At 69.7% G+C, this 10,522-nt stretch carries 10 protein-coding genes; 3 read left to right on the top strand and 7 right to left on the bottom strand.

Features of this window, described 5'->3' with window-relative positions; genetic code table 11:
- The coding region (locus FRW57_RS11070) for an MFS transporter (RefSeq protein ID WP_238999395.1) at window positions 1–1,263 on the bottom strand (1,263 nt) is incomplete at its 3' end.
- Window positions 1,264–1,325: 62 nt separating this feature from the next.
- Between FRW57_RS11070 and FRW57_RS11065 the strand changes: the two genes are divergently transcribed.
- Both FRW57_RS11065 and FRW57_RS11060 read left to right on the top strand, forming a co-directional pair.
- Complete coding sequence (locus tag FRW57_RS11065; RefSeq protein ID WP_137121475.1) at window positions 1,326–2,819, top strand: purine-cytosine permease family protein; 1,494 nt, start codon at window positions 1,326–1,328, stop codon at window positions 2,817–2,819.
- A complete protein-coding gene (locus FRW57_RS11060; protein ID WP_152186008.1) occupies window positions 2,816–3,382 on the top strand; it encodes a cysteine hydrolase family protein in 567 nt (188 codons plus the stop codon). The genes FRW57_RS11065 and FRW57_RS11060 overlap by 4 nt, the downstream gene beginning before the upstream one ends.
- Here FRW57_RS11060 and FRW57_RS11055 read toward each other — a convergent pair.
- Complete coding sequence (locus tag FRW57_RS11055) at window positions 3,369–4,487, bottom strand: DNA glycosylase AlkZ-like family protein (RefSeq protein WP_152186007.1); 1,119 nt, start codon at window positions 4,485–4,487, stop codon at window positions 3,369–3,371. The genes FRW57_RS11060 and FRW57_RS11055 overlap by 14 nt on opposite strands.
- A 118-nt stretch (window positions 4,488–4,605) precedes the next feature.
- On the opposite strand from FRW57_RS11055, the gene FRW57_RS11050 reads away from it, so the two are divergent.
- A complete protein-coding gene (locus tag FRW57_RS11050) occupies window positions 4,606–5,865 on the top strand; it encodes a low temperature requirement protein A (protein WP_152186006.1) in 1,260 nt (419 codons plus the stop codon).
- A 20-nt stretch (window positions 5,866–5,885) separates the two neighbouring features.
- On the opposite strand, the gene FRW57_RS11045 is transcribed toward FRW57_RS11050, so the two are convergent.
- The 5 genes from FRW57_RS11045 to FRW57_RS11025 all read right to left on the bottom strand — a co-directional run bounded on the left by FRW57_RS11045 (window position 5,886) and on the right by FRW57_RS11025 (window position 10,182).
- Window positions 5,886–6,275: a VOC family protein gene (locus tag FRW57_RS11045; protein WP_152186005.1), complete on the bottom strand. Its 390-nt coding sequence runs from the start codon at window positions 6,273–6,275 to the stop codon at window positions 5,886–5,888.
- 83 nt (window positions 6,276–6,358) lie between these two features.
- Window positions 6,359–7,111 carry an ABC transporter permease gene (locus tag FRW57_RS11040; protein ID WP_137121470.1) on the bottom strand — a complete coding sequence of 251 codons (753 nt, stop codon included), beginning with the start codon at window positions 7,109–7,111 and terminating at the stop codon, window positions 6,359–6,361.
- Window positions 7,108–8,136: an ATP-binding cassette domain-containing protein gene (locus tag FRW57_RS11035; RefSeq protein ID WP_152186004.1), complete on the bottom strand. Its 1,029-nt coding sequence runs from the start codon at window positions 8,134–8,136 to the stop codon at window positions 7,108–7,110. Before FRW57_RS11035 ends, FRW57_RS11040 begins: the two co-directional genes overlap by 4 nt.
- 238 nt (window positions 8,137–8,374) lie before the next feature.
- Window positions 8,375–9,019 carry a PadR family transcriptional regulator gene (locus FRW57_RS11030; RefSeq protein WP_203230299.1) on the bottom strand — a complete coding sequence of 215 codons (645 nt, stop codon included), beginning with the start codon at window positions 9,017–9,019 and terminating at the stop codon, window positions 8,375–8,377.
- Between the two features lie 128 nt (window positions 9,020–9,147).
- The gene (locus FRW57_RS11025) at window positions 9,148–10,182 is read right to left on the bottom strand and encodes a YihY/virulence factor BrkB family protein (protein ID WP_152186003.1); all 1,035 of its coding nucleotides are present in this window, start codon (window positions 10,180–10,182) and stop codon (window positions 9,148–9,150) included.
- Window positions 10,183–10,522: the final 340 nt, after the last annotated feature.

Genomic DNA, 10,522 nt, shown 5'->3' with positions numbered 1-10,522 from the left:
GGCCGCCGGCAGAGCCGCGACCGCGAGCAGCGAGCCGGCGCGTGCGACGGCGTTGTTGATGCCGCTCGCGATGCCGGCGTTGCGGTCGGGGGCGGCCGCCAGGACGGTCGACGTCAGGGGCGCGACGAGCAGGCACAGCCCCACCGAGAAGGCGAGGAGCCCGGGCAGCACCTCGGTCCAGTAGCTCACGTGCTCGCCCACGCCCACGAGCAGGGCGGCACCGGCGGCGCACGCGAACGGGCCCAAGGTCATCGGCAGCCGCGGGCCGATGCGGGTCGCCAGCTCGCCGCCGCGCGAGGCAAACAGCAGCATCATCACGGTGACGGGCACGGTGGCCATCCCGGCTCGTAGCGGGCCGTAGCCGCTCACCGTCTGAAGTTGGAGGACGAGGAAGAACATCAAGGCGCCCAGCGCGGCATACACCAGCAGGGTCATCCCGTTGGCGGCGCTGAACTGGCGGCTGGCGAACAGGTGCGTCGGCATCATGGGGTGCAGCCGCCTCTGCTCGACCAGGACGAACGCGAGCCCGGCAAGCAGTCCCACGGCCGCGCTGGTCGCCACGGCCGCGGCCGGCAGGGTGGTCGCCTCGATGAGGGCGAAGGTGACGCCCACCAGCGAGAGGGTCGCCAGGCCCGCCCCGGCGACGTCGAAGTGCTGCGCGGACTCGGTGTCCCGGCTCTCCGGGGCGTGGCGCAGCGTGATGAGCACGGTGACCGCGGCGAGCGGGAGGTTGATCAGGAAAACCCAGCGCCAGCTGGCGTATTCGACCAACCAGCCGCCGACGAACGGTCCGACCGCGGTGGCGATCCCGCCGAAGCCCGCCCACGCGCCGATGGCCCGGCCACGGTCCTCGGTGCGGAAGGCGGACTGGATCATGGCGAGGCTGCCGGGTGTGAGGAGTGCGCCGCCGATGCCCTGCAGGACCCGCGCGGCGATCAGCTGGTTCGGGTCCTGCGCCGCGGCGCACAGTGCGGACGCCAGCGCGAACCACCCGACGCCGATCAGGAAGACGCGCCGTCTGCCGTAGCGGTCCCCCAGCGAGCCGCCGACGAGGATGAGCGAGGCCAGGGCGAGCAGGTAGCCGTTGGTGATCCACTGCAGCTGGGCCAGGCTCGCATCCAGGTGCTCGCCGATCTGGCGCAGCGCGACGTTGACGACCGACCCGTCGAGCATGGCCATCCCCGAGCCGAGAGCGGTCGCGACGACCACCCACCGACCGCTGGCGGAACGGAAGGACAGGCCCGCGGGCGTGGCGATGGTCACGTCACAGGACCTTCGGGGTGGGGCGCGACACGTGACGCCCCGGAATCTGGCAGGCTCGGACCATGAGCACCACGGCGCGGACCGCGCGCGACACCCGCCGGATGGGCGTGGAGACCACCGGCATCGAGATCATCGACGAGGCCGAGCGGACAGCGCGTCCGTTCGACCTGTTCTGGCCGTGGTTTGCGGCCAATGTCTCCGTCTTCGGCATCAGTTACGGCTCGTTCATCCTGGGTTTCGGCATCTCCTTCGGCCAGGCCATCTTCGTCGCCGTCGTCGGCATCATCCTCAGCTTCCTCGCCTGCGGTGTCATCGCCATCGCGGGCAAGCGCGGCTCGGCACCGACCATGATCCTGTCGCGCGCGGCGTTCGGCGTGCAAGGGCAGAAGCTGCCCGGCGTCGTCTCGTGGCTCGTGTCCATCGGGTGGGAGACCTTCCTCGCCATCCTCGCAACCCTGGCGACCGCCACCGTGTTCCGCGAGCTCGGCTGGGGTGGCGGCACGGCCACCAAGATCGGTGCGTGCGTCGTGGTCGCGGCGCTGATCGTCCTCGCCTCCGTCGCCGGCTACCACTTCATCATGAAGCTGCAGTCGGTGCTGACCTGGATCACGGGGATCGTGACCATCGTCTACATCGTCCTGACCCTCAAGGACGTCGACGTCTCCACCGTGACCTCGCTGCCGAGCGGCTCCAGCCAGGCCGTGATCGGCGCCCTGGTCATGGTGATGACCGGGTTCGGGCTGGGCTGGATCAACATCTCCGCCGACTGGTCCCGCTACCAGCGCCGTGACGCCTCCGGCCCGGCGGTCGTCTTCTGGAACACCTTCGGCGGGGCCCTCGCACCCGTGCTGCTGGTCATCTTCGGTATCGCGCTGGCCGGCTCGTCGAAGAAGCTGTCCGACGGCATCGCCGCCGACCCGATCGGCACCCTCGCGACCATCCTGCCGACGTGGTTCCTCGTGCCGTTCCTCATCGCGAGCGTGCTGGCCCTGGTCAGTGGCGCGGTCCTCGGCATCTACTCCTCCGGCCTCACCCTGCTCTCCCTCGGGGTCCGCATCCCCCGTCCGTCGGCGGCCCTGATCGACGGAGTGATCCTGACCCTCGGCACGATCTACGTGGTGTTCTTCGCCGAGACCTTCCTCGCGCCGTTCCAGTCGTTCCTCATCACTCTCGGCGTGCCGCTCGCGGCCTGGGCCGGCGTGATGATGGCCGACATCGCGTTGCGCAGGCGGGACTACGAGGACGACGCGCTCTTCGACTCCCGCGGCCGGTATGGCTCGTTCGACTGGGTCGCGATCGGCACCATGGTCGTGACGTCGGTCATCGGCTGGGGCCTGGTCATCAACAACTTCGCCCAGGACGCCGCCTGGAACAACTGGCAGGGCTACCTGCTCGGGCCGCTCGGCCTCGGTGGCCGGGACGGCAACTGGGCCTATGCCAACCTCGGCGTCATCCTCGCGCTCGCGCTGTCGTTCGTGGTCACCTACCTGGCACGACGGCCGGTGGTGCGTCGCCAGGAGAGCGGGTATGCCGTGCCGGTCGCCGAGGACGCGTGAGCTCCCCCACGGGCGTCCCGGACGACGCCTGGCTCGTCGCCATCGACCTGCAGAACATCTTCGGTGATCCCCAGAGCCCTTGGGCGGCACCGCGGTTCGAGGAGTCGGTGGACGCGACGCTTCGCCTGGCCGAGGCCTTCGGCGAGCGCTGCGTCTTCACGCGGTTCGTCGCGCCGCAGCGACCGAGCGGGTCGTGGGTCCCCTACTACGAGGAGTTCTCCTTCGCCCTCCAGCCGCCGGACGCGGACGTCTACCGGCTGGACGACCGGATCGCGACCCACGCGGGTCGGACCGTCTCCGCCACGACCTTCGGAAAATGGGGCACCGACCTGGCCGCGATCACCGGCCCCGAGCCACACCTCGTGGTCTGCGGCGTGGCGACCGACTGCTGCGTGCTGTCGACCGTGCTGCCGGCTGCCGACGCCGGTGCCCGCGTCACCGTGGTCACCGACGCCTGTGCCGGCTCGACCGACGAAGCGCACCAGCAGGCGCTCGCCGCGATGGCGCTCTACGCCCCCCTCGTCGGCTTCACCACGACCGACGAGCTGCTCACGACGAGCTGAGTGCCAAGCGCAGGTCCCGGCCGATGATGCCGGACAGTCGCTCGGCCTCCTGCGCGATGGCCACGTTGGGTCGGCGTCGCTGGTCGAGCCAGCAGACCGTGAGCTCGTCGCGCTTGAGAGCCCACGTCCCACAGACGACGCCACCGACGATCAGCGGGTTGGCCTTGCGGGTGACGGCATCGCGTCGCGACGGCGGGGTGACCTTGACGTCCTTGGTGCCGGGACCGATCACCCACTGGTCGTGCCCGGGAAGGAACCGCACGGCCTCTGACGGCTGCACCGCGGCGAGCTCGTCGACGTCCTCCCGCATGACGTACGCGGTGGTCCCCTCGACGTCGACCGTGACCAGGCGGTCACCCAGCCCGGAGATCCAGCCGTCCAGTCGCTTGCGACCCGCGCTCAGCCCATCGCCGAGCCAGTAGTGCACGTGCTCGAGCGTGGTAGGGCCGTAGGTCCGGAAATAGGCGGTGACGGCCCGCGGTCCCGCGTCCTCGAGGTCCGGGATGCCCCGCCAGAGCGGGTTGTCGTCGAGGCGCTGGAAGGTGTGCTGTCCGTCGCGGGCTGGACCGAAGGCCATGTCTCCTTGCCAGGTCAGCGGTTTGATCAAGGTGCCCGCGCCCTCGTCGAAGACTGGCTTCAGGTGGCGGTAGGCGCGGTGTCGGGTCAGCGCGTCACCGAGCTCGTGGACGGTCAACGGCCCGTCGCTGAGCGCCTCCCGCACCGCGGCCCGGAAGTCGGGCCAGTCCGACGGCCTCAGCCGGTAGTGCTCCACCCAGCTCGGCAGCTCCCACTGCCGCCCGGCCGATCGGAGCGCGAGGTACACGCCGCCGTCCTCGGTCGAGAGGTAGTGCATCGACCCGCGGAAGGCGAAAGCCTTGATCACCGCCCCGTCCGCCAGCGCCTGCGCGAGCTCGCCGGCCCTGGAGGCGTTGCGTCGTGTCCTGACCGCAAGCTCGGCGAGGGCCTCGTCCATCGAGAGGACCGCACCGAGCCGGCGGACGACGCCGGCCGCCGACTCGGACCCGACCGGGTCGAGCAGGTGTCGCCCCATCCGCCAGGCCAGCGCCTGCGTCCACGTGATCCTGGCTTTAGTCGACGTGCTCATCTGCGCAGCCTCGCATCGATTCCGGACGATGATCGTCCTGCGGGCGGATTGACCCGCCCCGTTCCCCGAGGTGCGGGAAGATCGCTCAGGGCAGGGCCGCCGACACCGAGGGGCGCACATGCCGGATCGAGTAGGGCGCAGGGCCGTCTCCTGGGCGTCCGCGGGAGCGTTCGGCCGCTCCTTCTGGCAGCCGCCGAGGGCCCACGGCGACGTCATCGTGGGGCGCGAAGTCAGTTTCCTCGAGCTCTTCTACGACCTGGTCTACGTCGTGGTCGTGGGCCAGGCGGCTCGGCACCTGTCCGAGGAGGTGACCTGGGCGGCCCTGGGCCGCTTCACCGTCGTCTTCGGTCTGATCTGGTTCGCGTGGGTCAACGGCGCGATCTACCACGACCTGCACGGCCGGGCGGAGGGCCGGACCCGCTCGTATGTCTTCCTGCAGATGGGGGTCCTCGCTCTGCTCGCGGTGTTCACCGGCGGCGCCACCGCAGGCGACGGCCCGGCCTTCGCCGTCGTCTACGCGATCTACCTGTTTCTGCTCGGCTGGCTCTGGTACTCGGTGCGGCGCCAGGACGACCGGGCCTTTCGTCGCATCACGACGCCCTACATCCTCGGGGTCCTCGTCTCGGCGACGGTCATGGCGCTCAGCGCGGCGCTGCCGGATGGGATGCGGTTGGCCGTCTGGGCGGTGGTCGTGGTGGGGTGGCTCGTCGGCATCACGGTCCTGGACTGGCGCAACGGTGCCACCCGAGACACGAGCCTCAGCGCCAGCGAGTCGATGATCGAGAGGTTCGACCTGTTCACGATCATCGTCCTCGGAGAGGTGGTGGTCGGCGTCGTGGCCGGCATCGCCGATGCTGGCCGGACGCCGGTCGCGGTGGTCACGGGCATCCTCGGCCTCGGCGTCGGGTTCGCCTACTGGTGGAGCTATTTCGATTTCGTCGGGGCTCGGCGGGTCGCCTCCCGGCGCGGGGCCTTGTCCCGTTGGGTCGTCGGGCACCTGCCGGTGACGATGACCATCGCAGCCACCGGCGCGGTGATGGTCAGCATGGTCGATCACGCGTCGAGTGGTCACGCGCCTGACCCGGCTCCCCTGGTGCTGTCGCTGTCGGTCGCCGTCGGCGTCCTGGCCCTCGTCGTCCTGGCAACCTCGCTGGCCGACTGGCATGACCTTGCTGAGGTGTACCGGCCGGTGTCCGTCGCCCTGGGGGTGGCGGCCGCGGTCGTCCTCGGCATCGGGTGGCTGGCTCCTCCGCCCTGGACCCAGATCCTGCTCGTCACCCTGGTGCTCGGAGCCGTCTGGTTCTTCGGGATGGTGACGTGGTTCTCGTCCACCCGTCACGGGCAGGCTCCCGGCCGGACCGGACGACCGTCGGGGTGATCGGACGAGGCTTCGCGGACTCAGCGGGCGGCAGCACGTTCGACGTCGCTGCGCAGGATGCAGAACTCGTTGCCCTCGGGGTCGGCGAGCACGGCCCAGCCACCGTCCGGCTGCCGCTGGTCGTCCACCAACGTGGCGCCGAGACCGAGCAACCGCTCCACCTCCTCATCACGGGTGCGGTCCGTGGGCCGCAGGTCGAGGTGGATCCGGTTGCGCAGCTGCTTGGCGTCGGGCACGTCGATGAAGAGCAACTGCCCCGGCCCGTCCGGATCGGTGATCATGCACTCCTCGTGGCTGGGCTCGTTCGGGTCGTCGGGGATCTCGGTCCAGCCGAGCACCTTTGACCACCAGACCGACTGGTCGTAGGCGTTGAGGGCGTTGACGGTGGTGTGCGAGATGCGTGAGGTCATGGCGGGAACGGTATGCGCCACCCGGCCTCCGGTCACGTCATTTCCGGCGGGCCGTGCCGAGGCGGAGCCGATCGTCAGTTGGCTCAGGCGTTCTCGCGGCGGAAGGTGGCGGTGCCCCACCAGACGCCCAGCGCACACAGCACGATCGCCCACCCGGTCCCCCAGGCAAGCTCGGAGCCCGCGCCGCCGGTGAAGAGTCCTCGCACGGCGTCGACCACGTGCCGGGTCGGCATCACGTCGCTGACGTCCAACAGCCACTTCGGCCCGATCGTCATCGGCAGCAGGATGCCGGAGAGCAGCAGGACGGGCATCATCACCATGTTGATGACCGGCGCCATGACGTCCTCGCTCTTGGTGGTGAGCGCGAGCGCGTTCGACGACGCGGCGCAGGCCCCGCCGATCAGCAGGGTGAGCACGACTCCGAGCACCGCGCCCTGCCACGAGGCGCGCATGCCCATGAGGTAGCCGAGCGCCACGAGGATGATCGCCTGCACCAGCAGCTGGGTCAGGTCGCGCCACAAGCGGCCCATCAGAAGGGCCGTCCGGCTGGCCGGGGTGACCCGCTCGGCCTCGATGACGCCCTCGCGCCACTCCCCGATCAGGCTGAAGCCGGCGAAGAACGCGCCGAAGATGCCCAGCTGCACGAGTAGCCCCGGCACGAAGAAGGTGTAGGCGTTGTCGTAGCCGAAGGTCTTGACCACGTCCTTGAGCAACGGGCCGAAGAGCAGCAGGTAGAGCACCGGTTGGAGCATGCCGATGATCACCCAGGCCGGGTTGCGCAGGTTCATCCGCAGCTGGCGGCGGAAGACGATCGAGGATTCCCGCAGGAAGGTCATGTCAGGGCTCCTTCGAGCTCGTGGTCGGTGGGCTCGGGCCCGTCGTCGGCGCTCGCGTCCTGGGCGTCGCGCAGCGAGCGTCCGGTCAGGGAGAGGAACACGTCGTCCAGCGTGGGACGGATGACCTCGATCGACTCCAGGGTCACACCCGCGGTGGTGAGGTCGCGCAGCAGCGAGGGCACCACGCGGCCGGCCCGAGGCACTCGCCCGCGGACATGGCTGCCATCGACCTCGGGCCTGGCCCTGCCGTCGGTGACCGCGGCGACGCGCTCGGCCGCCACTCCCAGCTGCCGCGGGTCAAGGATCTCGAGGTCCACCAGGTCACCGGAGACCTGCGCCTTGAGATTGTCCGCCGTGTCCGAGGCGACGATGCGACCGCGATCGATGATGACGATCCGGTCGCTGAGCACGTCCGCCTCGTCGAGGTAGTGCGTGGTGAGGAAGACGGTGGCTCCCCGCCGCGTCCGCAGCTCGGCGATGTGCTGCCACAGGTTGGCGCGTGCCTGCGGGTCCAGGCCGGTGGTCGGTTCGTCGAGGAAGACGAGTGTGGGCTCGTGGATCAGGCCCATGACGATGTCGAGGCGTCGCTTCTGCCCGCCGGACATGTTCTTGGGCATCCGGTCCCACAGTCCGTCGAGCTGGAACTGGTCGAACAGCTCGTGGCCACGGCGCTGCACCTCAGCCCTGGACCGCCCGTAGAGCATCCCGTGGTCCATCACCTCGTCGCCGGCCCGGGCCCCGCTGAACGTGCCTCCGGCCTGGGAGACGTAGCCGATGCTGCGCCGCACGTCCTGCGACTGGCGCACCACGTCATACCCAGCCACGGTGGCCGTGCCCGCCGTCGGTCGCAGCAGCGTGGTGAGCATCCGCAGCGTGGTGGTCTTGCCCGCACCGTTGGGACCGAGGAACCCGACCACCTCACCCTCGGCGACGTCGAGGTCGACTCCGTCGACGGCGCGGACCTCGCTCTTGCGCTTGCCCTTGCCGGTCTGGAACGTCTGGACCAGACCTCGTGCATGGATCATGGGGGCTCCCTCGTCACATCTGATCAAGCTTGAACTTCAACATATTCAAACTTGATCACAGTTCTTGTCAAGCGAATTCGTCGCCCGGCCGAACCGGGCGGCGCCGATGGGTGGACAAGTTGAGAACGTAGAACTCATCGGGCCAACCCCAGGCACGGCACATACGATATATCGCGATATAGCGTGTTGTCACGATCTTCTTTGACGTCCCTGTGTCCAGGACGCGAGGACAGCGCCGTCAGCCGCGCAGAAGCTGCCGGTAGCGCCGCCGGTCGGCGTCCATCTGCCAACCGGGGTCGTCCGGCGGCGGGGCCCAGCGGGTCGGCTCCCCCGCGAAGGCGAAGGATCCGTCCCGGACCTGGTCGAGCAGCTGCTCGAGCCACTCGCGCTCGGTCCGGTCCATCCGCGACCACAGGTCAGCGACCGCCGGCAGGTGTGGCGGGCTGGCGTCCGGGTCGCCCTCGGCCGGCGCGGTGAGCCGTTCGGTGTGCGCGCGGCGAAGCGCCTCCAACCGACGTTCGAGCAGGTCGATGAAGTCCGCCCGGCTCACCATCGGCAACAGCAGCACAGCGGTGTGGAAGGCGAGCGGCGCCAGCGGGTCGACCCGCTCCATCGCGTCACGGAAGAGGCGTGCGAACTCGGCCTTGCCGCCGTCGGTCACCGTGTAGACCGCGACGTCCCGCCCACCGTCGACCAGATCGTGCCGCGCCAGGTGCCCTTGCCCGGTCAGCGTCGAGAGCGAGGAGTAGATGGACCCGGGCTTGATGTGGGCCCATTCGTCGATCCGCCAGGACATCAGCTCCCTGCGGATCTGGTAGCCGTTGACCGGCTCGAACAGCATGACGGCACCGAGCACCAGCAGTCGGGTCTCGGTGGCGGCCATGACCGGAGTCTAGGCAGGAGCGCGTCGGGCGGCGCCGGTTGCGCCTCGCTGACCAACCTCCACCTGTATGCCGTTCGCCGCGTCCGCGGCGATCTCGAGACCGTCCCGGGTGCACCGCACGCCCTTGTTCACGGGCAGGACCCCTCGCGGTCATCCGGGTCGGGCCTCGGCTGCTCGTCCTCGCGCCGGCTGATCTGCTTGTTGAACGTGACCTTCACCGACTGGAAGCCCTTGAGCTGCTGCGCGCGAGCCGAGCCACGGTAGGCACGCTCGTCCGCGTCCGTCAGCTGCACGTCGTCGGTGAAGGGCGTGAGCAGCGCCCGCGGATAGAGCCGCTTGGCCCGCACCACGTTGAGCTCCACGGCCAGCACCACGCCGACGGCGCCGAGGAAGATCCAGCCCAGCAGTCCGAGGACCACCGCGAAGACGCCGTAGGTGTCGCTGGAGTCCCTGACGACGTGCCCGGCGTAGGTCGTGCCGAAGGCCTGCAGCACCTGCCACACGACTGCCGCGGTCAGCGCCCCCGGGGCCGCTTGGCGCACGGTCTGGCGATGCGCCGTCGAGATGCGGAAGGCCAGGACGAAGACCGCGGCGTTGACCAGGACCGATCCAGCCAGCAGCAGCACCTGCCCGATCCAGCCCAGGTCGACGCCGTAGGCGCCCGCCGCGGCTCCGAGTGCCGAGAGCACCGTGGTGCCGATCAGGGCCAACCCGGCGGTGCCGATCAGCATCAGGCTGCGCAGTCGGGCCAGGAAGGGGTTCGGCCGGCGGTGCCTCGGCACTGCCCAGCACACGTTCATCGCGTTCTGCAGTGCCTGGGCGATTCCCAGCGCGCCGTAGATCGCTACGGCGACGCCGACCACGACGGCGGCGACGCTGCCGCTGAGACCGCCCGGCTGGTCGAGCTGCCGGCCGATCACGGGGACCTGTCGAAGGGCCGAGTCGAGGATCTGGTGCTGCAGCGCCGGGTCGTTCTGGAGGACGAATCCGAGGATGGAGGACAGGAGCAGCAACAACGGGAAGAGCGAGAGGAAGCCGTAGTAGGTGATGAGCGCCGCCAGGTAGGCGCCCTGGTCGTCGAAGAACTTGTAGACGACGGCCAGTGGGAAGCCTGCCCACGGGTGCTTGCGCTGGTAGGCGTCAAGACGTTCGGCGGCTCCCATGTCCCCTCCTTCGTCCGACCACGGTCGTCGCCTTCTATCGTGCCCGACGAATGTGGGCGGCGCCGCCGGCCGGCCGATCTCCCGACGGGGGTTCCGCCAGCCCCCTGTTTGGCCATGGTTCGCGTGTGCCAACGAGAGCGGCCCGGCACACCACCAGGTGTGCCGGGCCGTCCGAGCCTCGCTACGCTCGATTCTCACGCCATCGTCGTCAGCCATCTTGTCGCGGCCGACTCCTCGACGCTCCGAGCCTCGCTACGCTCGATTCTCACGCCATCGTCGTCAGCCATCTTGTCGCGGCCGACTCCTCGACGCTCCGAGCCTCGCTACGCTCGATTCTCAC

Origin of the sequence: Segeticoccus rhizosphaerae (assembly GCF_009192725.1) — a bacterium.
GTDB classification, from domain to species: Bacteria; Actinomycetota; Actinomycetes; order Actinomycetales; family Dermatophilaceae; genus Segeticoccus; species Segeticoccus rhizosphaerae.
The sequence above is the reverse complement of the archived record's forward strand: the minus strand, read 5'-3'. Positions and strand labels throughout refer to the sequence as shown.

Bases quoted from the DNA above. Each gene is read 5' to 3' on its own strand.
- FRW57_RS11050 (WP_152186006.1), top strand. From the start codon at position 4,606: ATGCCGGATCGAGTAGGGCGCAGGGCCGTCTCCTGGGCGTCCGCGGGA.
- FRW57_RS11040 (WP_137121470.1), bottom strand. From the start codon at position 7,111: ATGACCTTCCTGCGGGAATCCTCGATCGTCTTCCGCCGCCAGCTGCGG.
- FRW57_RS11025 (WP_152186003.1), bottom strand. From the start codon at position 10,182: ATGGGAGCCGCCGAACGTCTTGACGCCTACCAGCGCAAGCACCCGTGG.
- FRW57_RS11035 (WP_152186004.1), bottom strand. From the start codon at position 8,136: ATGATCCATGCACGAGGTCTGGTCCAGACGTTCCAGACCGGCAAGGGC.
- FRW57_RS11065 (WP_137121475.1), top strand. From the start codon at position 1,326: ATGAGCACCACGGCGCGGACCGCGCGCGACACCCGCCGGATGGGCGTG.
- FRW57_RS11055 (WP_152186007.1), bottom strand. From the start codon at position 4,487: ATGAGCACGTCGACTAAAGCCAGGATCACGTGGACGCAGGCGCTGGCC.
- FRW57_RS11030 (WP_203230299.1), bottom strand. From the start codon at position 9,019: ATGGCCGCCACCGAGACCCGACTGCTGGTGCTCGGTGCCGTCATGCTG.
- FRW57_RS11045 (WP_152186005.1), bottom strand. From the start codon at position 6,275: ATGACCTCACGCATCTCGCACACCACCGTCAACGCCCTCAACGCCTAC.